Source organism: uncultured Sulfitobacter sp., from assembly GCF_964021855.1.
Classification (GTDB): Bacteria; Pseudomonadota; Alphaproteobacteria; order Rhodobacterales; family Rhodobacteraceae; genus Sulfitobacter.
The window spans coordinates 284,418-308,493 of the sequence record NZ_CAXHZD010000002.1; the positions used below are offsets into that span (position 1 = coordinate 284,418).

General features: G+C 57.0%; 25 protein-coding genes. 14 read left to right on the plus strand and 11 right to left on the minus strand.

The window, feature by feature from the left end; genetic code table 11:
* Positions 1–42: 42 nt before the first annotated feature.
* From AADJ11_RS07645 to AADJ11_RS07655, 3 genes are all read left to right on the plus strand, one after another.
* On the plus strand, positions 43–573 hold the full coding sequence (locus AADJ11_RS07645; RefSeq protein ID WP_341233935.1) for a gamma-glutamylcyclotransferase: 531 nt from the start codon (positions 43–45) through the stop codon (positions 571–573).
* Between the two features lie 74 nt (positions 574–647).
* A complete protein-coding gene (locus AADJ11_RS07650; protein ID WP_341233936.1) occupies positions 648–1,850 on the plus strand; it encodes a biopolymer transporter ExbB in 1,203 nt (400 codons plus the stop codon).
* A gap of 1 nt (position 1,851) precedes the next feature.
* Positions 1,852–3,570, plus strand: a complete 1,719-nt coding sequence (locus tag AADJ11_RS07655; protein ID WP_341233937.1) for a peptidoglycan -binding protein — start codon at positions 1,852–1,854, stop codon at positions 3,568–3,570.
* A 2-nt stretch (positions 3,571–3,572) separates the two neighbouring features.
* On the opposite strand, the gene AADJ11_RS07660 is transcribed toward AADJ11_RS07655, so the two are convergent.
* From AADJ11_RS07660 to gloB, 3 genes are all read right to left on the minus strand, one after another.
* The gene (locus AADJ11_RS07660; RefSeq protein ID WP_341233938.1) at positions 3,573–4,544 is read right to left on the minus strand and encodes a M23 family metallopeptidase; all 972 of its coding nucleotides are present in this window, start codon (positions 4,542–4,544) and stop codon (positions 3,573–3,575) included.
* Positions 4,541–6,862: an ATP-dependent Clp protease ATP-binding subunit ClpA gene (clpA, locus tag AADJ11_RS07665; RefSeq protein ID WP_341233939.1), complete on the minus strand. Its 2,322-nt coding sequence runs from the start codon at positions 6,860–6,862 to the stop codon at positions 4,541–4,543. Before clpA ends, AADJ11_RS07660 begins: the two co-directional genes overlap by 4 nt.
* Before the next feature lie 175 nt (positions 6,863–7,037).
* Positions 7,038–7,805, minus strand: a complete 768-nt coding sequence (gloB, locus tag AADJ11_RS07670; protein ID WP_341233940.1) for a hydroxyacylglutathione hydrolase — start codon at positions 7,803–7,805, stop codon at positions 7,038–7,040.
* 196 nt (positions 7,806–8,001) lie between these two features.
* On the opposite strand from gloB, the gene AADJ11_RS07675 reads away from it, so the two are divergent.
* The 7 genes from AADJ11_RS07675 (at position 8,002) to AADJ11_RS07705 (ending at position 14,395) form a co-directional block, all read left to right on the plus strand.
* A complete protein-coding gene (locus AADJ11_RS07675; protein ID WP_341233941.1) occupies positions 8,002–8,748 on the plus strand; it encodes a hypothetical protein in 747 nt (248 codons plus the stop codon).
* Between the two features lie 289 nt (positions 8,749–9,037).
* Positions 9,038–9,598, plus strand: a complete 561-nt coding sequence (locus AADJ11_RS07680) for a F0F1 ATP synthase subunit delta (RefSeq protein WP_341233942.1) — start codon at positions 9,038–9,040, stop codon at positions 9,596–9,598.
* Positions 9,599–11,137 (plus strand): F0F1 ATP synthase subunit alpha, encoded by a 1,539-nt coding sequence (gene atpA / locus AADJ11_RS07685; protein WP_341233943.1) that lies wholly within the window; start codon positions 9,599–9,601, stop codon positions 11,135–11,137.
* Between the two features lie 14 nt (positions 11,138–11,151).
* Positions 11,152–12,030 (plus strand): F0F1 ATP synthase subunit gamma, encoded by an 879-nt coding sequence (locus AADJ11_RS07690; RefSeq protein ID WP_341233944.1) that lies wholly within the window; start codon positions 11,152–11,154, stop codon positions 12,028–12,030.
* 19 nt (positions 12,031–12,049) lie between these two features.
* A complete protein-coding gene (atpD, locus tag AADJ11_RS07695) occupies positions 12,050–13,474 on the plus strand; it encodes a F0F1 ATP synthase subunit beta (protein ID WP_341233945.1) in 1,425 nt (474 codons plus the stop codon).
* Positions 13,475–13,486: 12 nt separating this feature from the next.
* A complete protein-coding gene (locus AADJ11_RS07700; RefSeq protein WP_341233946.1) occupies positions 13,487–13,924 on the plus strand; it encodes a F0F1 ATP synthase subunit epsilon in 438 nt (145 codons plus the stop codon).
* A gap of 129 nt (positions 13,925–14,053) precedes the next feature.
* Positions 14,054–14,395 (plus strand): H-type lectin domain-containing protein, encoded by a 342-nt coding sequence (locus AADJ11_RS07705; RefSeq protein ID WP_341234473.1) that lies wholly within the window; start codon positions 14,054–14,056, stop codon positions 14,393–14,395.
* 24 nt (positions 14,396–14,419) lie between these two features.
* Here AADJ11_RS07705 and AADJ11_RS07710 read toward each other — a convergent pair whose 3' ends face one another.
* Positions 14,420–15,439: a ribose-phosphate pyrophosphokinase gene (locus AADJ11_RS07710; protein WP_341233947.1), complete on the minus strand. Its 1,020-nt coding sequence runs from the start codon at positions 15,437–15,439 to the stop codon at positions 14,420–14,422.
* Positions 15,440–15,548: 109 nt separating this feature from the next.
* Between AADJ11_RS07710 and AADJ11_RS07715 the strand changes: the two genes are divergently transcribed.
* Both AADJ11_RS07715 and AADJ11_RS07720 read left to right on the plus strand, forming a co-directional pair.
* The gene (locus AADJ11_RS07715; protein ID WP_341233948.1) at positions 15,549–16,148 is read left to right on the plus strand and encodes a 2-hydroxychromene-2-carboxylate isomerase; all 600 of its coding nucleotides are present in this window, start codon (positions 15,549–15,551) and stop codon (positions 16,146–16,148) included.
* Complete coding sequence (locus AADJ11_RS07720; protein ID WP_341233949.1) at positions 16,145–16,933, plus strand: alpha/beta hydrolase; 789 nt, start codon at positions 16,145–16,147, stop codon at positions 16,931–16,933. Before AADJ11_RS07715 ends, AADJ11_RS07720 begins: the two co-directional genes overlap by 4 nt.
* 3 nt (positions 16,934–16,936) lie before the next feature.
* On the opposite strand, the gene AADJ11_RS07725 is transcribed toward AADJ11_RS07720, so the two are convergent.
* The 6 genes from AADJ11_RS07725 to AADJ11_RS07750 form a co-directional block, all read right to left on the minus strand.
* Complete coding sequence (locus AADJ11_RS07725) at positions 16,937–17,974, minus strand: beta-eliminating lyase-related protein (protein WP_341233950.1); 1,038 nt, start codon at positions 17,972–17,974, stop codon at positions 16,937–16,939.
* Positions 17,974–18,444, minus strand: coding sequence for a YcgN family cysteine cluster protein (locus tag AADJ11_RS07730; RefSeq protein ID WP_341233951.1), 471 nt, complete (start codon positions 18,442–18,444; stop codon positions 17,974–17,976). The genes AADJ11_RS07725 and AADJ11_RS07730 overlap by 1 nt, the downstream gene beginning before the upstream one ends.
* Complete coding sequence (locus tag AADJ11_RS07735; protein WP_341233952.1) at positions 18,441–19,373, minus strand: bifunctional riboflavin kinase/FAD synthetase; 933 nt, start codon at positions 19,371–19,373, stop codon at positions 18,441–18,443. The genes AADJ11_RS07730 and AADJ11_RS07735 overlap by 4 nt, the downstream gene beginning before the upstream one ends.
* 140 nt (positions 19,374–19,513) lie before the next feature.
* Positions 19,514–19,957, minus strand: coding sequence for a MaoC family dehydratase (locus tag AADJ11_RS07740; RefSeq protein ID WP_341233953.1), 444 nt, complete (start codon positions 19,955–19,957; stop codon positions 19,514–19,516).
* Positions 19,958–20,048: 91 nt separating this feature from the next.
* A complete protein-coding gene (locus AADJ11_RS07745; RefSeq protein WP_341233954.1) occupies positions 20,049–20,921 on the minus strand; it encodes a TIGR01459 family HAD-type hydrolase in 873 nt (290 codons plus the stop codon).
* 84 nt (positions 20,922–21,005) lie between these two features.
* Positions 21,006–21,578, minus strand: a complete 573-nt coding sequence (locus AADJ11_RS07750; RefSeq protein ID WP_341233955.1) for a TetR/AcrR family transcriptional regulator — start codon at positions 21,576–21,578, stop codon at positions 21,006–21,008.
* A gap of 101 nt (positions 21,579–21,679) precedes the next feature.
* Here AADJ11_RS07750 and AADJ11_RS07755 point away from each other — a divergent pair, with 101 nt between their 5' ends.
* Positions 21,680–22,246 carry a carboxymuconolactone decarboxylase family protein gene (locus AADJ11_RS07755; protein WP_341233956.1) on the plus strand — a complete coding sequence of 189 codons (567 nt, stop codon included), beginning with the start codon at positions 21,680–21,682 and terminating at the stop codon, positions 22,244–22,246.
* An 89-nt stretch (positions 22,247–22,335) separates the two neighbouring features.
* Here AADJ11_RS07755 and AADJ11_RS07760 read toward each other — a convergent pair whose 3' ends face one another.
* Entirely contained in the window at positions 22,336–23,256 is a 921-nt protein-coding gene (locus AADJ11_RS07760; protein ID WP_341233957.1) for a manganese-dependent inorganic pyrophosphatase, read from the minus strand.
* A gap of 134 nt (positions 23,257–23,390) precedes the next feature.
* Here AADJ11_RS07760 and AADJ11_RS07765 point away from each other — a divergent pair, with 134 nt between their 5' ends.
* Complete coding sequence (locus AADJ11_RS07765) at positions 23,391–24,071, plus strand: DUF2161 family putative PD-(D/E)XK-type phosphodiesterase (RefSeq protein ID WP_341233958.1); 681 nt, start codon at positions 23,391–23,393, stop codon at positions 24,069–24,071.
* Positions 24,072–24,076: the final 5 nt, after the last annotated feature.

Here is a 24,076-nt window from a genome sequence, read left to right on the forward strand (position 1 = left end):
ATGAACCCGCTTTAACCATGCGGGAGACAAAGGACCAGTAGGATGGAAATGTGGGTGTTCGGATACGGCAGTTTGCTGTGGAAACCGGGGTTTGACGTCGCGGAAAGCGTGATCGGCCGCCTGCCGGGATATGCCCGGTCGTTTTGCATGCGCTCGATCCACCATCGCGGCACGGTTGATCATCCGGGCTTGGTGCTGGCGCTTGATGCGATGACAGGCAGGGCGTGCGATGGCATGGCGCTGCGCGTCGCACCGGGGCAAGAGGAACAGACGCTTGAATACCTGCGCGAACGCGAACTGATCTCTTCGGCCTATGTGGAAAAAACCCTTGATGTTCAGTTGACGGACGGGCGTACCGTTGCGGCGTTGGTCTATGTGATTGATGCGGATCACGACCAGTATTGCGGCGGCATGCCCTTGGAAGAACAGGCCCAAATTATCACAACCGCTGTGGGGGGCATGGGCCCCAATACGGAATATTTGTTCAACACGGCCAGCCACCTGTCGCAAATCGGGCTGCATGACGCGTCGCTCGAGTGGTTGCACAACCGTGTGAAGCAGCTTTGCGCATAAATCCTTGGCATAATGGTCGGGGTTGGGTGTAAGGTACCACAATAGAAGCACAAAAGTGTCAGGATCAATGAGGCATGGCGCAGTCAGACCGCGAGTCTAAACCACAATTTTCCCAGCCGGTACGGCAGATTACGTTGATGCTGATCGCACTGGGGCTGACCGGGGCGGGTGCGTTTTTGGCACTGCCCAGCGTCTTGCCCATTTTTGCCGCAAACCCCTATCTGAATGGCGTCATTATTGCGGTGTTTTTCATCGGTGTGATCGCCTGTTTCTATCAGGTGTTACAACTGATCGGATCGGTGCGCTGGATCGAAAACTTTGCCTCGGACGCGCCGGACCCTGATACGGTTGCCCCGCAGTTGCTGGCTCCGCTTGCATCGCTTTTGCGCACACGCGGCGCACGGATGCAGGTAAACGCGACATCAACCCGATCGATCTTGGATTCGGTAAGTACCCGCATAGACGAGGCGCGCGAAATTACGCGCTACATCGTCAACATGTTGATCTTCCTTGGCCTTTTGGGGACCTTTTACGGATTGGCGACGACTGTTCCGGCGGTGGTTGAAACCATTCGCAGCCTCGCCCCGCAAGAGGGCGACGGTAGCACCGATATGTTCGCGCGGCTCATGACCGGACTTGAATCGCAACTGGGCGGTATGGGCGTTGCCTTTGGGTCGTCCTTGCTGGGCTTGGCGGGGTCGCTGGTTGTCGGACTGCTCGAACTATTCGCAGGGCACGGCCAAAACCGGTTCTATCAAGAACTGGAAGACTGGCTCAGCTCGATCACGCGGATCGGTTTTTCAGCCGGGGAAGACGGCCCTTCAGATCAGGGTGCGGTCGCAGGTGTGCTGGACCACATTACCGAACAGATGGACACGTTCCGAGAACTGATCGGCCAGTCGACAGAAAGCCAGATGGCTTTGAACACGCGTCTCGGGATGCTTGCCACGGCCGTTGGGGCGCTGACGGAACGCAATACGCAGGGCGACATAACCAACGACAGCCTGGACCGGATCGCCAAAGGCCAAGAACGCATGATCGCAGTGCTGGAAGGGCAAGAAACCGACGATCAGGTTGATGCCGAAAGCCGCATGCGCCTGCGGTCGATCGACGTTCAGATGCTGCGGATACTCGAGGAAATCTCGGCCGGGCGGCAAGAAACGATGGCCGAGCTGCGCAAAGATATCTCCTTGCTGGCCAAGGCGCTGTCCGCACCGCGCGCCCCAGAACCACGCCGCATGCGCAGCCCGGATAAGCCCACGTCCGAGGACAGCTAGGATGGCGCTTTCCCGACGCTCAGGATCACGGTTTCAATCCTCCATCTGGCCGGGTTTCGTCGATGCGATGACGGGGCTTTTGCTGGTGCTGATGTTTGTGTTGACCATTTTTATGGTACTGCAAGCGGTGCAAACCCAACGGATCAGCGGACAGGAAGACGAATTGAATTCCCTCTCGGGTGAGGTCGCTGCCCTTGCGCAAGCCCTTGGGATGGAACGCCAGACCAGTGCCGATCTTGAGGCACGGGTGGGGGCGTTGAACGCTTCGCTTACATCGGCTCAGGATCGGGCGGCAGAGCAGGCGGCGTTGATCGCATCGCTGACATCAACCGCGCAAGCGCAGGCCGCGCAGTTGCAGGATGCGCAGGCACAGATCACGTCGTTCGAGGCACAGGTAGCGAGTTTGCTGTCGCAACGCGACGACGCGCAGGCGCGTGTCACCTCGCTTGAAGGTGAACAAGCCGATTTGCTCAGCGCGCAAGAGGCGCTCAACCTTGCTTTGGCTCAGGCGCGCAGCGAAACAGATGCGCAGGCCGAAGCGGCACGGCTGGCCGCTGCGCGCCGCGAAGCGCTGGATGCACTGGTTGCCGATCTGCGCGCCCGCAATGCCGACGTGCAGTCGCAACTGGCCAGTGCAGAAAAGGCCAATGCCGCAGCCCTCGCACAAGCGGAAGCTGACCGGTTGGCAACCGTTGATGCGCTGTCAGATGCTGAAGCTGCCAAGCTGGCAGAGGCCGCAGCGGCAGAGTTGCTGCGGGCCAAGTTGCAGGATGCGGATGCAGAGCTAACCGCCATGACGCTCGCGCTTGAGGCGCAGCGCAAAGATGCCGAAGACACGTTGACGTTGTTGGCCGCCGCCCGTGCCGCCGAGGCCGAATTGAATGCGCAGCTGGATGCGTCCGAAGCGGCGCGGCAGGAGGCCGCTGCACAGGCCGCCGCGCAAATGACAGATGCAGAAAAGCGGGCCGCACTTTTGGCGGTGGCGCGGACTGCGTTGACCGAGGAGCAAGAGATCAGCGCCAAAGCGCAGCGTCAGACAGAATTGTTGAACCAGCAGGTCGCGTCCTTGCGTGGGCAGTTGGGTGAATTGCAGGCCTTGCTGGATGACGCCGTGGCGCGCGATGCCGCGAAAGAGGTGCAGTTGCAGTCGCTTGGATCAGACCTGAACACGGCATTGGCCCGCGTCGCCGCCGAAGAACGCCGCCGCGCGGAGCTGGAAGCCGCTGAACGCAAGCGCCTGGAGGCAGAAACGAAAAACCTTGAGCAGTATAGATCAGAGTTTTTTGGCCGCCTGCGTAATCTATTGGGCAATCAGGCCGGCGTGCGTATCGAAGGGGACAGATTTGTATTTTCGTCCGAGGTGTTATTCCCGCCCGGGGCCGCCACGCTGTCGGACGATGGCCGGAATGAAATTGCCAAGGTCGCAAGCATCCTGCGCAATGTAGCGTCAGAGATCCCACCCGAGATCGACTGGGTCATTCGGGTGGACGGTCACACCGACAACCAACCGCTTTCGGGGCTGGGGGAGTTCGAGGACAACTGGGAACTTAGCCAAGCCCGCGCTTTGTCCGTGGTGAAATATATGATCAACTTCTTAGGGATATCGCCGAACAGACTGGCCGCAAACGGGTTCGGACAATACCAGCCCGTCGCGACCGGTGATACCGAAGAAGCCCGCGCACAAAATCGCCGGATCGAGCTGAAGTTTACCGAAAAATAGAGTTACCGGACGTCGATTTGGACCGTCTCGTGACCCAGGGTATCTGTGCCGCGCATCAGGGTCACTTCGCCGCTATAGCTGCCCATGGGCCAAGGTTTGCCCCGGCGCTTTTTACCGATAGCGCGAAAGGATTGTGCCTGTGTCTTGGTCAATGTGACGTCATCCGCGATTACCACGCCTTGGGGGCCGGTGATCGACAGTTTTAGGATGTCGCCGGGTTGGCTGCCAAACAGATACCCCCAAATCACCAAGGCGGGCGCATCGGTCGGCAGTGTCTGCGCATCGACTGTACCGGCTTTGATGTCATCAAACGTAGGGATTTCCCGCGCAAATCCGGCACCGATCAAGCCACCGGGCCGATAGTCTGGGCGATCCTTCCACAGGTTGCTGTCGCCCGGGGTGGCGCAGGTCGCGATGCCATCGGGGTCAAAGGGATCAATCACCTTGCCATCTTTGCGCACGGACAGGTGCAGATGCGGGAATGCGGCCTTGCCGGATTGGCCCACAAAGCCCAATTCCTGCCCCTGCCACAGCTGTTGGCCAAGTTTTACAATCACCGACCCCTTTTTCAGGTGGCAATATTGGGTTTCCCAACCGTCCCCATGATCAATAACCACGCCGTTTCCACATTCACGGCCAGTAATGTCATCTGCGTGGGCAGCGGAATAGCTGACATCGTCCATACCGTCCCGCACGCCTTTAACACGCCCGGCGGCGCTGGCTAAAACGCGGATGTTACGCCTGATATCGCGGCGGCTGGTCAGGGCAAAATCGGTGCCTTTGTGACCGTTATAGCTGAGCGTGGAACAGGTGAAATCCGAGGCGACGGGCGACGGGTCGCTGTCGACATATTGCTGAATATAGCAGTCAGTGGCGAGATCGCAGTCGATGGGCAATGAAAGCAAAAAGGCCTCTGCCAGCGCGGGGCTGGCAGAGGCCATGGCGAGGCTGAGCGCCGCGCCGGTTAGCTTCATTCTGCCGTTAAGAGCGGCGGCTTGTTTCCTGTCAGCTTGGGGTTTTCTGCCCCCAGAACCGTCAGGTCCAATTCGCCTTTCTTGACGCCAACTTTGACGACACCACCCTTGGCCAATTTGCCGAACAGCAATTCTTCGGCCAGCGGCTTTTTGATGTATTCTTGGATCACGCGGCCCAAAGGACGTGCACCCATTTTCGCATCATAGCCTTTGTCGCCCAGCCATTCAGCGGCTTTGGTGGACAGCTCAATCGTGACATTGCGGTCCATCAATTGTGCTTCAAGCTGCAGAACAAACTTCTCGACCACACGCATGATGACTTCTTTGGGCAGTGGCGCAAAGCTGATCACGGCATCCAGACGGTTGCGGAATTCCGGCGTGAACGTCCGCTCGATTGCGGCAGTGTCCTCTCCGGTGCGGCGATCACGGCCAAAGCCGATTGCCTCTTTCGCTTGTTCGGATGCACCCGCGTTGGACGTCATGATCAGCACAACATTGCGGAAATCGACAGTCCGGCCATTGTGGTCGGTCAGCTTGCCGTGGTCCATCACCTGCAACAGAATGTTGTAGACGTCCGGGTGTGCTTTCTCCATCTCGTCAAGCAACAGCACGCAATGCGGGTGTTGATCGACGCCGTCGGTCAGCATGCCGCCCTGATCAAACCCGACATAGCCGGGAGGGGCCCCTATCAACCGCGAAACGGCGTGCTTTTCCATATACTCGGACATGTCAAAGCGCAGCAGCTCTACACCCAGGGTGTCGGCCAATTGTTTTGCGACCTCGGTTTTACCCACGCCGGTTGGACCCGCGAACAGGTAGTTCCCGATGGGTTTTTCCGGCTCGCGCAGACCCGCACGGGCCAGCTTGATCGCTGACGCCAACGCATCAATCGCTTTGTCTTGACCGAACACAACACGCTTAAGCGATGCTTCGAGATCCTTGAGGACTACAACATCGTCTTTCGACACGTTCTTAGGCGGGATGCGGGCGATTTTGGCGACCACAGCCTCGACCTCTTTCGTACCAATCGTTTTGCGCCGCTTTGAGGCGACGACGAGATGTTGTGCGGCCCCGGCTTCGTCGATCACATCGATGGCCGAATCCGGCAATTTGCGGTCGTTGATATAACGGTGTGCCAGTTCCACAGAGGTACGGATCGCGTCAGCAGTGTATTTGACCGAATGGTGATCCTCGAAGTAAGGCTTGATACCGCGCAGAATTTTCACCGCATCTTCGACAGACGGCTCGTTTACGTCGATCTTTTGGAAACGACGTGCAAGGGCGCGGTCTTTCTCAAAATGCTGGCGGAATTCTTTGTAGGTTGTTGAACCCATGGTGCGCAGTTTGCCGCCCGCAAGCGCAGGTTTCAGCAAGTTAGACGCATCCATTGCGCCGCCTGATGTCGCGCCAGCGCCGATGACGGTGTGAATTTCGTCAATAAACAACACAGCGTTTTTATGCTCTTCAAGCTCGGTTACGACGGCTTTCAGACGCTCTTCGAAATCACCGCGGTAGCGCGTACCGGCCAACAGGGCCCCCATGTCGAGGGAATAGATGGTGGTTTCGGCAAGCACTTCGGGTGTTTCGCCCGCAACGATTTTGCGCGCCAGACCTTCGGCGATGGCTGTTTTACCAACGCCCGGATCACCGACCAAAAGTGGGTTGTTCTTGCGGCGGCGGCACAGCACTTGAATGCACCGCTCGACCTCGGCTTCGCGGCCGATCAGCGGATCAATGTCGCCTTCGCGCGACTTGGCGTTCAAATCCACGCAATATTTCTCAAGCGCGGTTTCTTTCTTGTCGCCGTCGGTCACGCCTTGGGTTTCTTCCTCGTGTTCGGGGGCACCCGAGACAGAGCGTGGTTCACCGAATGCAGGGTCTTTTGCCACGCCATGGGCGATGAAATTCACCGCATCATAGCGGGTCATATCCTGTTCTTGCAGGAAGTAGGCGGCGTTGCTTTCGCGTTCGGCAAAGATCGCGACAAGCACGTTCGCGCCGGTCACTTCGGTGCGGCCCGAGGATTGCACATGGATCGCGGCGCGCTGAATAACCCGCTGGAACGCAGCGGTTGGCACGGCCTCAGAACCGTCGATATCGGTCACCAGATTGCTCAGGTCCTCGTCGACGAATTCAACGAGGGTTTCGCGCAGTTCCGTCATGTTGACCGAACAGGCTTTCATGACTTGAACCGCATCTGGTTCATCAATCAGGGCCAGCAGCAAATGTTCAAGCGTTGCAAACTCGTGCTTGCGCGCGTTTGCTAGCGCCAAAGCGGAGTGGATGGCTTGTTCTAAAGTAGACGAGAATGAAGGCACGGGCGTGCTCCTTTTCGATCTGTGTCGGTTCGGTGCCTACGGGATAGGCGTACCTGAGCCGAACATGGCCTCATAGTATTAGAGTTTGGTTGATCATGGCAAAGCTTCAAGGCTTTTTTGTAGTATTCTCGTCACAATTAACGTGAACGGGTGGTTTTGACCATGATTGCGGCGCTCAGAACCTGTCTTTGCGGGCGCGAATTTCAGCAAACACATCAGTGTCGGTGGCGTTTACCATTCCCAGTTGTGCGCGAATGCCCGGATCGGCGGGGCGCAAAAACGGATTGGTTTGAAGTTCCGTTGAAAGCGTCGAGGGCACCGTCGGCACGCCATCCTTGCGCGCCTGATCGATTTCTCTTGAACGAGATATAAGTGCCTGATTTTCAGGATCAACCGTTAACGCAAATTTTGCGTTTGATTGGGTGTATTCGTGGCCTGAGCAAACGATGGTATCTGCGGGCAGTTTCATCAGCTTTTGCATGCTGTCCCACATCTGCGCGGGCGTGCCTTCGAACAGGCGACCACAGCCAAGCGCCATCAGGCTATCGGCGGTAAAGACGCATTTCGCATCAGGGACATAAAGCGCGATATGCCCGACCGTGTGGCCAGAAACGTCCATCACTTGCACATCATGGCCCGCGAATTGGAAGGTTTCACCGTCGTTGAGCGCATGATCCAGCGCGGGCAGACGATGTTCATCTGCTTTGGCCCCTAAAATACGTGCCGGATGTTCGGCGGTCAGATCAGGTACCCCTTGGATGTGGTCGGGGTGGTGGTGGGTCAGCCAAATCTCCGACAACGTCCAGCCAAGTTCCTTTAACTTGGCTGAGATGGGGGCGGCTTCGGGCACGTCGATCAGCGCGACTTGCCCGCTGTCTTGCTCGCGCAACAGAAAGGCATAATTGTCCGACAGGCAGGGAATGGTCACAAGATCGAATGGCATTAGGTGGCTCCTGTCTGGGTGGTTTAGTTAATAGTAGCTGGCGCAGACTGGGGGGCAAGGGGATAACGGGCGATCCGGCGGCAAGGGTTTATGTGTCCGAACTGCGCGGGAATTGAATCGGGGGTGCCATGTCTCTTTTGCAAATGAACGGTTCCGGCTAAGGTCCGACCATCAGCTCCGTCAAAAGGCTCGCCTCATGCATCTTGATGTACAAGATTTGCGCAACTTTTATTATCGCAGCGCGCTTGGTCGTGCCGCGCAGTTCTCGTTGCGCAGCCGTATGCTCGAGCTGTGGCCCGAAGCGAAGGGTCAGACCGTGGTGGGTTTCGGCTTTGCGGCTCCGTTGCTGCGGCCCTATCTGGCGGATGCGCGCAGGGTGATGACCCTGATGCCCGGCCCGCAAGGGGTGATGCCGTGGCCGGCTGGAATGGCAAACACATCTGTCCTGACCGAAGAAACGCTTTGGCCGATTGAAACAGGCCATGTGGACAAGCTGGTTTTGCTGCACGGGCTAGAGACATCGGACAGGCAGGGTGATCTGCTGGAAGAATGCTGGCGCGTTCTGGGGCCGGGGGGCAGGGCGCTGTTTATCGTGCCCAACCGCGCGGGCCTGTGGGCGCGGCGTGATCTTACGCCGTTTGGCTATGGGCGGCCCTATTCGCCCGGCCAGCTTGAGACGCAGTTGCGCAAACACCAGTTTCTGCCCGAACGCCAATTGGGTGCCCTATATCAAATGCCGTCACCGCGGCGCATCTGGATGCGATCCGGCAAGCTGTTCGAGAAAGTCGGCAGACATGTCCCGACAATGATGGCGGGGGGCGCCGTCATGGTCGAGGTCACAAAACTGGTCTATCCGCCCAAGGGCAAAGTGGAACGCCGCGCCGCGCGCCGGTCGATCCGCGTGCTTGAAGGGGTCGGGTCGCCAATCGTCAAACCAGTGTGAGAAATACACGTACTGGTTAAAGGGCTGGCTAGAATCGTTTCCAAATGGTTAATGGTGCTGCACCCTTGTGGATAGGGCGGTTTGACACGGGTCAAAGCGTCGCAGTTCATGAGGGCGCTAAGAATAAGGGGCGGTTTCCGGTCAGAACCTCACTATACTGTGTTGCGGGTCGCAAACCTGTCTGCTACATCGGCCCTGATTTTGACGTCTTGGGTTAATTCAAGCCGCGCCAACACCCCGGTGACGCGAGTTATTCGCATATCCGGCACTGACGTACGAGAGGATGGACGTGTCCGAAACAGCATCGATCTCTACAGGTATCGCAAAGCGCTATGCGACTGCCGTGTATGAACTGGCCTCTGAGGCCAAAACCCTTCCACAGATTGAAAAAGATCTTGATGCGCTGCAAGCCTCTTTGGCTGACAGCGAAGATTTCCGGGACCTGATCCATTCGCCGATCTACACGCGCGAACAGCAGGCTTCCTCGATCAGCGTCATCGCTAAAAAGATGGGCCTGTCTGATACAATGTCTAAAACGCTAGAGCTCATGGCAAACAAGCGTCGCTTGTTCGTTATGCCCCAGCTGATCCAGAACCTGCGCGAGATCATCGCGGTGGAAAAGGGCGAAGTCACCGCTGACGTGATTTCGGCCAAGGCGCTTACCAAAGCGCAATCTGATAAATTGTCCAAGTCGCTTGCTGCGACAACCGGCAAAAAAGTAACGTTGAATGCGACTGTTGATGAATCCCTCATCGGTGGTCTTATCGTCAAAGTGGGCTCTAAGATGATCGACACGTCGATCCGCGCAAAGCTCAATTCCCTCCAGAATGTAATGAAAGAGGTCGGATAAATGGGTATCCAAGCTGCAGAAATTTCTGCGATCCTTAAGGACCAGATCAAGAACTTTGGTCAAGAAGCAGAAGTCGCCGAAGTTGGCCGCGTTCTGTCCGTTGGCGATGGTATCGCTCGTGTTTATGGTCTGGACAACGTCCAAGCCGGCGAGATGGTCGAATTCCCCGGTGGCATCATGGGCATGGCCCTGAACCTTGAAACCGACAACGTTGGTGTTGTTATTTTCGGTTCCGACCGTGACATCAAAGAAGGCGACACAGTCAAGCGCACCAACTCCATCGTGGACGTGCCAATCGGCAACGGCCTGCTGGGTCGTGTTGTTGACGGTCTGGGTAACCCCATTGACGGCAAAGGCCCCATCGCATCCACCGAGCGTGGCCTTGCAGATGTTAAAGCCCCCGGCATTATCCCACGTAAATCGGTTCACGAACCAATGGCGACAGGCCTCAAGTCTGTTGACGCGATGATCCCTGTTGGCCGTGGCCAGCGCGAATTGATCATTGGTGACCGTCAAACTGGTAAAACAGCCGTCGCACTTGACGCGATCCTGAACCAACAGCAAGTCAACGCCGCCGCTGGCGACGACGAGAGCAAGAAAATGTACTGCGTGTACGTTGCGATCGGTCAAAAACGTTCGACTGTTGCCCAGCTTGTTAAAAAGCTCGAAGAAACCGGCGCGATTGAATATTCCATCGTTGTTGCCGCAACCGCGTCCGAGCCTGCACCAATGCAGTACCTCGCACCGTACTCTGCGACAGCCATGGCGGAATTCTTCCGCGACAACGGCCGCCACGCTTTGATCATCTATGATGACTTGTCCAAGCAGGCTGTTTCTTATCGTCAAATGTCCCTGCTGCTGCGTCGTCCACCCGGCCGCGAAGCTTACCCAGGTGACGTTTTCTATCTTCACTCCCGGTTGCTTGAGCGTTCCGCAAAGCTGGGCGATGCGGCTGGTAACGGCTCGTTGACTGCTCTGCCGATCATTGAAACCCAAGGCGGCGACGTTTCGGCGTTTATTCCAACCAACGTGATTTCGATCACCGACGGTCAGATCTTCCTTGAAACCGAACTGTTCTACCAAGGCATCCGCCCTGCTGTGAACACCGGTCTGTCGGTTTCGCGCGTTGGCTCCTCGGCTCAAACCAAAGCAATGTCTTCTGTTGCTGGTCCGGTTAAACTGTCCTTGGCTCAGTACCGCGAAATGGCGGCCTTTGCTCAGTTCGGTTCCGACCTTGATGCGTCCACACAGCAGTTGCTGGCCCGTGGTGCACGTCTGACAGAACTGATGAAGCAGCCACAGTACTCCCCACTGACCAACGCCGAGATCGTCTGCGTTATCTATGCGGGTACAAAGGGTTTCCTTGACAAAATCGACGTTAAAGAAGTCGGCCGCTTTGAAGCTGGTCTGCTGGCGCACCTGCGCAGCAAGCACGCTGATCTGATGAAAGACATCACCGAAAACGATCGCAAGGTTAAGGATGAGCTGGAAGACAAGATCAAAGCTGCCATCGAATCTTTCGCCGCTGACTTCGCTTAAGGGAGGGAAGGCACATGCCAAACCTCAAGGACCTAAAAAATCGGATCGCGTCGGTGAAAAACACCCGCAAGATCACGAAAGCTATGCAAATGGTTGCCGCGGCGAAACTTCGCCGCGCGCAGGAAGCTGCCGAGCAGTCACGCCCCTACACAGAGCGTTTTAACGCTGTGATGTCGCGGCTGGCCGCGTCGGTAGGTGGATCGGATTCCGCGCCCAAACTGCTTAGCGGTACAGGCGAGAATAAGGTACACCTGCTGGTGGTCATGACCGCAGAGCGCGGTTTGTGCGGTGGTTTCAACGCCAACATCGCAAAGCTTGCCAAAATCCATGCCCGCCGTCTGATTGACGCGGGCAAGGAAGTCAAAATCTTGACTGTTGGTAAAAAGGGCCGCGACAGCATTCGTCGCGAGTTCGCCAAGAACTTGGTGGGTCACGTTGACCTGACCGAAGTTAAGCGTATCGGTTATGCCGACGCGCAAGGCATCGCAAAAGATGTGCTTGGTCGCTTTGACGCGGGTGAATTTGATGTCGCAACGATCTTTTATGCAAAGTTCGTGAACGTCGTCAGCCAGACCCCAACGGCGCAGCAGATTATCCCTGCCTCCTTCGTCACCGAAGAAGGCGCGGGCGAGGTGACAACATTGTTCGACTACGAGCCCAGCGAAGAGGCCATCTTGGCCGACCTGCTGCCGCGCGGTGTCGCAACAGCGATCTTCTCGGCTCTGCTGGAAAACGCGGCTTCTGAACAGGGCGCGCGGATGTCTGCAATGGACAACGCGACACGTAACGCCGGTGAGATGATCGAAGATCTGACCATCGAGTACAACCGTTCCCGTCAGGCCGTCATCACCAACGAGCTGATCGAAATCATTTCCGGCGCGGAAGCGCTGTAAGGTATTGGAGAAAAACGACATGGCAAACGCAGTCGGCAAAATTACACAAGTCATCGGCGCCGTCGTCGATGTGCAGTTCGAGGATCACCTGCCAGAGATCCTTAACGCTGTAGTAACAGACAACCACGGCAGAAAGCTGATCCTCGAAGTGGCTCAGCACCTTGGCGAAAACACAGTGCGCACCATCGCGATGGACGCGACCGAAGGTCTTGTTCGTGGCCAGAAGGTTGAAGACACAGGCGCGCCGATCTCGATCCCCGTGGGTAACTCCACTTTGGGTCGCATCATGAACGTTGTAGGCGAGCCTATCGACGAAAAAGGCGAAATCGTTTCGACCGAGCGTCGCTCGATCCACGCGGATGCGCCCGAGTTCTCCGAGCAGTCCACAACATCCGAAGTTCTGGAAACAGGCATCAAAGTTATCGACCTTTTGGCCCCATACGCCAAAGGTGGTAAAATTGGTCTGTTCGGCGGTGCTGGTGTTGGCAAAACCGTTCTGATTATGGAACTGATCAACAACATCGCCAAAGTGCACTCTGGCTACTCGGTTTTTGCCGGTGTGGGCGAGCGTACACGTGAAGGTAACGACCTTTACCACGAGATGATCGAATCCAACGTTATCAACCCTGATGACCTGGAAAAATCGCAAGTGGCACTGGTGTACGGCCAAATGAACGAGCCTCCAGGTGCGCGTATGCGTGTTGCCCTGACAGGTCTGACATTGGCCGAACAGTTCCGCGACCAATCCGGTACAGACGTTCTGTTCTTCGTCGACAACATCTTCCGCTTTACACAAGCAGGTTCCGAAGTTTCGGCTCTGCTTGGCCGTATTCCTTCGGCGGTTGGCTACCAGCCAACACTGGCGACCGACATGGGTGCCATGCAAGAACGTATTACATCGACCAAATCCGGTTCGATTACATCGGTGCAAGCCGTTTATGTTCCTGCGGATGACCTTACCGACCCTGCGCCTGCGACATCGTTTGCGCACCTTGACGCGACAACCGTTCTGGACCGTTCGATTTCGGAAAAGGGTATCTACCCTGCTGTTGATCCGCTTGGTTCGACTTCGCGCTTGATGGACCCGTCCATTGTTGGCGAAGAGCACTATAACGTTGCCCGTGACGTCCAAGGTGTTCTGCAGCGCTACAAGTCGCTTCAGGATATCATCGCGATCCTCGGCATGGACGAATTGTCAGAAGACGACAAACTGGCCGTGGCCCGTGCTCGCAAGATCGAACGTTTCCTCAGCCAGCCTTTCGACGTTGCCAAAGTATTCACCGGCGCCGACGGCAAGCAGGTTCCTTTGGAAGAAACAATCCAGTCGTTCAAGGCTGTTGTTTCGGGTGAATACGATCACCTGCCCGAAGGTGCTTTCTACATGGTTGGCGGCATCGAAGAAGTGAAGGCGAAAGCCGAAAAAATGGCGGCAGACGCCGCTTAAGGAGCGCTGACAATGGCAGACACAATGCAATTCGACCTCGTTTCGCCAGAGCGGCGGCTGGCCTCGATGCAGGTGACGGCCGTTCAGATTCCTGGGTCCGATGGGGACATGACAGCAATGCCTGAGCATGCCCCTACCATCACCACGTTGCGCCCCGGTGTGCTGCGTGTTGAGGGCCCCGGAGGTGCTACGGAATACGTTGTGACCGGCGGTTTTGCCGAAATCTCAGCCAATGGTGTGTCGGTTCTTGCCGAACGCGCCGTGCCCAAGGGTGACATGACCCAAGAGCATCTGGACGAGATGATGGAAGAAGCCAAAACAATGTACGCGACGGCCAAAGACAACTTTGTCAACGAGCCGGGCCCTGTTGATGACGCAGCCAAGCTGTTGTCTGACATGGTCGCCCTTGGGGATCACATCGGGTTGTCGAGCAAGCAACCTAACCTCTGATCTTCTGATCGCATAAAAATGATTAAAGGGCCTCGCAATGCGGGGCCTTTTCTATTTCAGATGATAACACTAAGCTTAGCTAACCTATTGGATTATCAAGCTAAGGCGAAGTGGCACTGCATGAAACGGATGGATGGAAATACTGTAGGCGTCGAAAGCGGGGACACGTTGCTTTTCTCGGATTTCGAAGATGGCGGCGAGATGTGGACCGGCACTGGCGAACGTGAACGCCGCCAACGTATTTTCTTTTCCACGCCGTTTAAATCACCCCCAACCGTTCATGCAGCACTGTCCTTGTGGGATGTTGATGCCGGTACGGTGATGCGCGGTGATTTAAGCTCTGAAAATATTGCGGAAGAGGGTTTTGATCTGGTGTTCAAAACGTGGGGTGACACGCGCTTTGCCCGTGCAAAGGTTTCGTGGCTTGCGATCGGGCCGTTGCCCCGCGAGGATGATTGGGACCTTTACTAAAGGCCCCAACAGTCGCCCGCCCGCTTAGTTGGGGTTGTACATACCGTCATAGATCGGTTCGAGGGATTCTGCGTCAAACAGCGACGACACAGATGTGCCGTTCCAGATGTTAAGGATCGCTTGGGCAAAGATCGGTGCCGTTGGCACGATCCGAATGTTTTCGGCCTGTTTGACGGCATCGGTCGGCTGGATGCTGTCGGTGATGACCAGCGATTTCATGACCGAATCCTTGATCCGTTGAACGGCAGGGCCGGACATGACGCCGTGGCTGATATAGGAATGTACTTCCTTGGCACCGGCTTCCAGTAGTACTTCGGCGGCCTTACAGAGGGTACCAGCCGTGTCGCAGATGTCGTCGACGATCAGACATACCTTGTCAGTAACATCCCCGATCACGGTCATTTCTGACACTTCGCCGGCTTTCTCGCGGCGCTTGTCGACGATGGCGAGGGGAGAGTTGATGCGTTTGGCCAATTCCCGGGCGCGCGCAACGCCGCCCACATCGGGCGAGATGACCATCAATTCGTCCATGCGATCCTTGAACTCGTTCTTGATATCAAGGGCAAACACCGGCGACGCGTAAAGGTTATCCACGGGGATGTCGAAGAACCCCTGAATTTGCGCGGCGTGCAGGTCCATCGTCAGGATGCGTTCGATGCCTGTGCCGACCATCATATTCGCCACCAGCTTGGCTGTGATGGGGGTGCGGGCCTTGGTGCGGCGATCTTGGCGGGCGTAGCCAAAGTACGGCAGGACAGCCGTGACACGTGCCGCAGACGACCGGCGCAGCGCGTCGGCCATGACCAGCAGTTCCATCAGGTTGTCATTGGCAGGGTTCGATGTCGGCTGGATGATGAACATATCCTCGCCGCGGACGTTTTCGAAAACCTCGACGAAAACCTCGCTGTCGTTGAACCGTTCCACCCGCGCATTGACCAACCCGACGTTCACACCGCGGTGCAGCGACATCCGCCGTGCGATCGCTTTGGCCAGTGGCATGTTAGCATTACCTGAGATCAGTTTCGGTTCGGTTGTTTGAGCCATGTGCAAAGAGTCCCCGGTTGCATAACATGTGACAGAATCGTGACGTTGACACCGCTTAACATGACCTTACGGTCTGGCAAAGCTACCCGGGACTGGATCGGAGACCTTAATGCCCCATATCGACTATTTTTTCGCGACTCTTTCGCCATATGCCTATTTGGCGGGAAACCGTCTGGAAGAAATCGCGTCAAAGCATAATGCGACGATTACCTATAAGCCGTTCGATCTGATCACGGTATACGGGCGTACGGGGGGGCAACTGCCCAAGGATCGCCATCCCAGCCGTCAGGATTACCGCGCGGTTGAACTGCCTCGTCAGGCCAAGAAATTGGGCATGCCGTTCAAGCTGCAACCGGCATTTTGGCCCACAAATGGTGCGCCGTCTTCCTATGCGATTATTGCAGCGCAAAACGAAGGTGGCGGTGATGTCGGAAAACTGTGTCAGTTGATCATGCACGCCGTCTGGGTCGAAGACCGCGATATCGCTCAGGATGACGTGGTGCGCGACTGCCTGACCAAGGCCGGATTTGACCCCGCGGTCGCGGACAAAGGAATGCTGCAAGCGGCCGACACCTATGCCCGCAATCTGGAAGAAGCGATGGACAAAGGCGTGTTCGGCGCGCCGTTCTATATCCTTGATGACGGTCAGAAATTCTGGGGCCAAGACCGCCTAGAAGACCTTGAAATGTGTTTGGATGGCCGTTTGTGACGCTTAAGACTTTTTCGCGCAGCTTTGGGCATGGGCCCCGCCGCGCATTGGCAATTCACTGTACGCTGGCCCATTCCGGCGCGTGGCGCGGCGTGTCCGAGGCATTGTCTGATGATATGACGCTGCTGGCCTATGACCTGCCCTCGCACGGGAAGTCAGGCGACTGGGACGGGCAGGGCAATGTGCATGACGTCGCCACCGATATGGCCCGTGCGCTGCTGACCGAACCGATGGATATCATCGGCCATTCCTTTGGCGCGACCGTGGGCCTGCGTCTGGCCATTGAAAGCCCCGAGCTGGTGCGCAGTCTGACCATGTTCGAACCGGTTTATTTCGCCGCCGCCCTGATCGATGATCCTGAACGCGTGCGCGCAGGTGATCGCAACAGCGCCGCCTTCAACGCCGCCTACGAGAGCGGTGACACGATGGGGGCTGCGCGCGTTTTCAACACCGGTTGGGGCGATGGCAGCGGCTGGGCAAAGACCCCCGAAAAGCTGCGTCAATACATGGCCGACCGCATCCATTATGTGCCGGCAAGCCAGCCGTTCCTGCGCGATGACAGCGCGGGTTTGCTAAAGCCGGGAATGTTTGACCGCGCCACCATGCCAGTGCTGCTGATGGATGGCGAAACGTCGGGCGATATGGCCTTTGCGATCAATGAATCCTTGGCCAAGCGGTTGCCGAATGTCACCTGCCGGACGATTGCAGGGGCAGGGCACATGGCCCCGCTGACGCATCCGGCGGCGGTTGCCGATGAGATCCGGACGTTTCTGGCGGAAACCTAGCGGTTAGAAATGCGAAAGAAACTGGTCGATCGCAGGTTTGCCGATTGACCAGTCGCAGACCAGCCGCGCGCCAAGGAATTCTTCGGGATCATCGCTCTCCAGCGATCCGTTCCAGATGTAATATTTGGCCCCTGCGTCATGCAGTTTTTGATGAATACGGCGCGGCCAGCTGGCGAAAATCATATTGGCATCTGGTTGGTGCAAGAACGTCGCCCCCGCCGCGCGCAACCCAGCGACAAGATGCGCCGCGTTGTCATTGGCCTGCTGTGCCATCGTCATCCACAGATCATCCTGCATGTAGCCGGCCATTTGCGCCGATAGATAGCGGTGCTTGGAAAACAGATGCGCCCCGCGTTTGCGGCGCAATTCGAATTCCCACGCTTTGGCGGGATCAAAGAACACCACCGCCTCGACACCCATGCAGCCGTTCTTGGTACCGCCAAAGCTGACAACGTCAACGCCCGCTTTCCATGTCATCTCGGCCGGGGTGCACCCCAATGCCACCAGCGCGTTGGCAAAACGTGCCCCATCCAGATGCACGGGCAGGTCATAGCCTTTCGCCACGGCCGTCAACGCGCGGATCTCGTCCAGTGTATGCACCGACCCGCGCTCGGTCACTTGGGTGATCGACACCGGCCCGCGCTGCGCGCCATGCACATTGCCGTCGGGGTGTTTTTCAATGGCGCGGCGCAGGGCGTCCGGCGTCATTTTGTCGTCCGTGTCAATCACGGTCAGTTTGGCTGCCCCTGCATAGAATTCAGGCGCATTGCATTCGTCTTCGTTGATGTGAGAGGTCGTTGAGCAAAAAATCGTTTGCCACGGTTGGGTATAGCAGGCCAGCGCCAGCGCATTGGCAGCCGTGCCGGTGGCGACCAGATATACCTCTGCCTGAGGGGCCTCAAACGCGGTGCGAATGGCGTCGCGCACCTCGTCCATGATCGCATCCTTGCCATAGGGCATCGCGTGCCCCTCGTTGGCCTGCGCCAGCCGCGCCATGATCTGCGGATGAACGGGGCCTGCGTTGTCAGAGGCAAAAAACATCAGGTCGGCTCCTCAATAATGTGATCTTCCCATTCCTCGAACGGGGTGTCGAATTCTGAAACGGTGTCATATTGCACCGAAATACCGGCGGCATGCACGCTGTCCGGATCGCCGGAAATCAGCGGATGCCAATCATACAGCGGCTTGCCCTGCCACAGCAGGCGATAGGCGCAGGTCAGCGGCATCCAATAGGCATGGGTGTCCAGATTTTCAGGCTTAAGCACGATGCAGTCGGGCACAAACTGATGGCGGTTTTCATAATGGGTGCAGCGGCAGGTGGAATCGTCCAGCAACCGGCAGGCCACGCGCGTCAAGGCGACCTCTTGCGTGTCCTCGTCCTCCAGCTTGTTCAGGCAGCATTTGCCGCAGCCATCACACAGTGCTTCCCACTCGGCGGGGGACATCTTGGCAAGGGGTTTTTTCTCCCAAAACCGTTTGGCCAAGCCTTTGGCGGCAATCGGATCGGTCATAGCGCGGCCAAAATGGCACGGGCCTGGGCACTGTCAGCATCCATTTGCGCGATCAGCGCATCAAGCCCGTCAAACTTTTCCTCGCCGCGCAAATGTTCAACCAAGGCAACAGATACATGCTTGCCATATAAATCACCCGAGAAGTCAAATATGAACGTTTCAAGGTTGGCTTTGTTTTCACCAAACATCGGTCGCACCCCAAGGCTGGCCACCCCGTGATAGCGGCCGGCTTGCGGCCCCTCCAGCACATCGACCAACACGGCATAGACGCCAAAGGCAGGCGGATGCAGACCGTCGATTGACATATTTGCCGTGGGATAGCCCAATTCGCGGCCCCGCTTTTCGCCGTGCAAAATGGGCCCTTCAACACGGTGCCAATGTCCCAGCATGGCGGCGGCCTCACGGGGTTTACCTGCCGATAATGCAGCGCGGATTGCGGTCGATGACACTGTGCTTTCGCCCTTGGCCATCAACGGGGCGACGGTCACCCCAAACCCCATCTCGGCCCCGAAATCACGCAGCATCTCGGCGGTGCCGGCACGTTTCTTACCAAAGCAAAAATCAGCGCCGATCACGACATGGCGCAAGCCCAACCCATCGACCAAAACATCTTTTGCAAAGCCGCGCGGGCTTAGCGCCGACAATGCCGCGTCGAACTGCAACTCATACAGCTTTTTCACCCCAAGCTTTTCCAACTGATGCGCCCGCGCTTCGGCACTCATCAAGCGAAAGTGCGGGGCAGAGGCGGCGAAAAACTCGCGCGGATGCGGCTCGAAGGTGACAACGCCCAAGGGGGCATCGGGGCAGGCATCACGGGCAAGGTCAATCACAGACCGATGCCCCAGATGTACGCCGTCAAAATTCCCGATCGCCGCCGAGGCCCCACGATCAGAAGTACTTACAAATTGATAATCTCGAATGATATCCATGGCCAAGGTCGTAGCCCCGTCTGACCTGACTGACAAGCGGCGGCCCTGCTTCTCTGGCTCAAAATATCCCGGGGGTGCGGGGGCTGGCCCCCGCCCGGCGCAGAATTTGCGAAACGGTCCTTAAACGACCTTGGTCGCGATCAGTCGAATTTACGCGATGGTGCCAGAACCGTTGCTTCGCCCACCAGAACCTTCTTGCCCTCAACGGCACAATGGCAGTCCAGCCTGACCCGGCGCTTGGCGACATCAATGTCGATCACCTTGACCTCGGCATATACCATGTCACCGGGGCGCACGGGGGCCAGAAACTTCAGCGACTGGCCCATGTAAACCGTGCCATGACCGGGCAGTTGTTCGCCAATCACGGCCGAGATCAGGCCAGCGGTCAGCATCCCGTGGGCGATACGCCCCTCAAAGATCGTGTCTTGGGCATAGTCGTCATCCAGATGCACCGGGTTCCGGTCGGTGGAAATCTGCGCGAACATTTCGATATCTTCGTCGGTCACCACCTTTTGCAGGTAGCGGGACATGCCCATTTCGATGTCTTCGATACAGATCGTTCCGCGCGGAAGGTTATCCAACATGCTACACCCTTCAAGTAATAAAGTGACGCGCCCAAGGGCGTTTGAGACACTTAATTACTTTGCAGGCGCAGAAAAGCAAGCGAAAAATGGCTTAGCGCAGGTGCCCTATGGTATAGGTCGGCGATGACATTTCTTTTTCCAGATAGCTGTTCAACGCCTCAGGATCTGGCTGGGTTTTGGTTTTCGTCTCGGTTGCAGCCAAACCGCCCGAGATGAAAAGCGAATCGATATCTTCGCCCATCGCCCCTTTGACGTCGGTTTGGGCACCATCACCGATGGCCAGAATATCCTTGTCGGAAATATCGCCTGCCACGGTAAACAGCCTGCGCCGCGCCAGATCATAGATGGGCGGGTGGGGCTTGCCAAAATACAGGCTCTCGCCGCCCATTTCGGTATAAAGTGCTGCAACAGCGCCGGCGCACCATTCACGCACATCACCGCGGTCCACCACGATATCAGGGTTTGCGCAAAGGAGCTTCAGGCCCTTTTGCTTAGCGTACAACAGCTGTGGGCGCAGCACGCTGGGGTCTTCCATCGGGTCAAACGGCCCTGTGCAAACGATCCCTTCGGCCTCTTCAAGTGGGACTTTGTTGATCGTCACGGGGTTTTCGAGAATGGCGATGGGATCAAAGAAATGTTTGTCCTGTGGCGGGCCAAGGTGCCAGATATTATTGCCCACGGTGCCACGGTACATTGCTGCACGTGCGGAATCGCCCGAGGTGGCGATGTCATCCCATGCATCATGAGGGACGCCAAACTCGGTCATCTGTTTTTCCACACTGGCGCGGGGCCGGGGGGAGTTTGTGACCAAAATCACCTTGCCCCCGCCCTTGCGGTACGCCTGAAGCGCTGCAACGGCATCTGGCAGTGCTTTGACCCCGTCATGGACGCAGCCCCACAGATCGACAAACAGCGCCTCGTAGCGGTCCGAGATTTCGAAGAGGTTGTTGATGATCTGGGTCATTTGGGGCGTTCCGATCTGCAATGTATTTTTACCGCAGAAAGCATACATACCAAGGCGGGGCAACAAGATGTGCGGGCCTTGGGGTCAGAGTGTCGCCAGATTATCCGCGATCTCGGTTGCGATAGCGTTGGCATCCACGCCGTCGCGTTCCGCCGAAACCCGCAAACCCAGAACGTCAGATTGATACCTGCGCGCCAAACTGCGTGGATCACGTGCCGCGCTAATGTCGCCAGCAGCCTGTGCCTGTTCAAACAGCTTCGCGAAAAGCTGCTCCATCTTTAACAAATGTTGGTTCGCCTCTTGGGCGAGGGGGTGATTGTGTGACTGAAGCTCCAACAGTGTTTTGGATAGCATACAGGCCTTGGCCGGGGCTTTTTCGTTGCCAATTGCCATGGCCGGAAAACGCTGTAGCGCCTCAAGGGGTCCGTATTCCTGGGCGAGTTGTTTCAGGCGGTCGGTCCCATCCGAGGCATATTTACCCAGTGCCAGCGCGAACAGGGCGTCCTTTGATCCGAACGCTGCGTAAAAGCTGCCGGGTTTCATTTTTAGTGACGCTTCTAGGTCCTTGAGGGACGTGCCCGCCCATCCGCGCTGCCAAAACAGATCGCGGGCGCGGTCGATAAGGTCGTTGCGGTCGTAGTTTGGTTTGCGTGGCATCAAATCACCTAATTTTGAATGATCACTCAATTATATACTTGAGTGATCGCTCAATAAAGCCTAAATGGACATAACCGACATAAATTAAAGGATGCCGCAAAATGACTTTCCCATCTCACGATCTTGAAACTGCCCCCGAAGCGTCCAAACCGCTGTTGGAACAATCGCAAAAGGCGTTCGGCCGTTTGCCCGGTCTGCACAAGGTTCTGGCCGAAAGCCCGCAGGCCTATGAAGGCTATCAGGTGCTGCACAAGCTGTTCACCGAAACCGATTTCGATGCCGAGGAACTGACCGTTGTTTGGCAGGCGATTAACGTCGAAAACGAATGCCACTACTGCGTTCCCGCCCACACTGGCATCGCGAAGATGATGAAAGTGTCCGGGGAGATTTCCGAAGCGCTGCGCAATGAAACACCGCTGCCCACGCCCAAGCTTGAGGCGCTGCGCACCTTTACGGTTCAGATGTTCCGTGAACGTGGCAATGTGACGGATGCGCAAATGCAGGCGTTCTTTGATGCGGGTTATGGCCACCGTGCGGTGCTGGACGTTATTTTAGGCATGGCGCAGAAAACCATGTCTAACTACGTCAACCACGTTGCACAAACGCCCGTCGATGAGGTGTTCAAACCCCTCGCATGGACCCGTGGCGATACACCGCTGAAGGTCTAATTTCAGTGATTTAGCTGCGCTAGATAAACAAAAGGCCCCTTCGATCCGAAGGGGCCTTTTGCGCTTAAGTCGTCGACATGTCTTTGATATCAGACCTTAAGGTTCGGGATGATCTGCTTTTTGCGGCTCATGATGCCGGGCAGAACGACCGTGTCGCCGGTGACTGTCGCGCCAAAGCTTTTCTCGGCCACGGATTTTGTCAGCTCGTTCGGGATCAACATTGTGGCTTCTTCGTTCAGGATATCGACCACAAACAGCAACACTTGATCGGCACCATCTTGGGTGGCCACGCCGGGCATTGCCGCCATCAAGGCGTCTTTGCGGTCCAGCACAGTCTTGGGTGACGTGGTTTCCAGAACCGAAACGCGGAACTGCTTGCCGCCAACTTCGTATTCCTTGCTGTCCATGCGCAGCAATTCAGCCTCGGAAAACGAAGAGACGTCGGATTTCGCGGCAAACATCTGTGCGGCATATTCTGCAATGTCGATGCCCAGATCCTTGGCCAGCGCATGGGCGATTGCCTTGTCTTCCTGCGTCGTGGTCGGGCTGCGGAATTCCAGCGTGTCGGACAGGATGCAGGTCAGCATCGCGCCTTTGATGTTTGTGGGCATCCGCGCGATGTCGTCGCCGATCAGCTTGTACATGATCGTGGCGGTGCAGGCCAACGGCTCCATCGTGATGCTGATCGGGCCTTTGGTCTCAAGCCCGCCCACCAGTTTGTGGTGGTCGATGATGGCCTTGATGTCCGCGTCATTGATGTTGTCGGGCAGCTCGGCTGGGTTGTTGGTGTCAACGATCACGACGGGCTGGTCGGCTTCGACGCCCGAAATGATCTGTGGCTTGTCCAGCTTCCAGTGGTCCAGCATGAACAACGCTTCGGTGTTGGGTTCGCCCAGCAGGGCGGGGGCGGCATCGACGCCTGCGACCTCGTTTAGGTACCACGCCCAGATGATCGGGCTGCCGGTGCTGTCGGTGTCGGGGGATTTATGGCCAAAAACAAGCGTTGTCATATGCGGTGTCCTGCAAAGGGGAGGGTTGGATTTTCGCGCCTTATAGGGGCAGGCCGTGCACTTGTCACCACCTTGAGCATCGCGCGTGTCTTGGGGGTTCTCAGCACCAATGGAATACTGCTAGCAATAGCGTCATGAGCACCCCGCGCGAAACCGACCTTTACCTGCCCGTGAAATCCTTTCTTGAGGATCAGGGATATGTGGTGAAAGCCGAGGTTGGTGCCGCCGATGTCGTCGCGATCCGGGGCGAAGAGCCACCTGTGGTGGTAGAACTGAAACTGGGGTTTTCGCTGGCACTGTTTCATCAATGTGTTGAACGGCTCAAGGTTAGCGACGATGTGTATCTGGCCGTCGCGCATAAATCCGGCAAACCGTTTTATAAAGCGGTCAAGGCGAACACCATGTTGGCGCGGCGATTGGGGCTGGGGCTGATGACCGTGCGGTTGTCGGATGGGTTGGTATCGGTGCATTGCGATCCGGGGCCTTATGCGCCGCGTAAGAACGCCAAACGCAAGGCGTCGCTGTTGCGGGAATTCGCCCGGCGGCAGGGTGATCCGAATGACGGTGGGCAAACGCGCGTCGGGTTGATCACGGCATACAGGCAAGACGCGTTAAAGCTGGCGATATACCTGTTCGAAGTTGGTGCCAGTAAAGGGTCAGACGTCGCCCGCGAGACCGAGGTAAAGCGCGCAACAGCCATGATGCGCGACAACCACTATGGCTGGTTCGAAAAGGTCGAAAAAGGCATCTATGGCATTTCGCCCGAGGGGGCCGAGGCCGTTGCGACCAGCGGCCGTGTTCTGGGGTCCGGCTGATAATG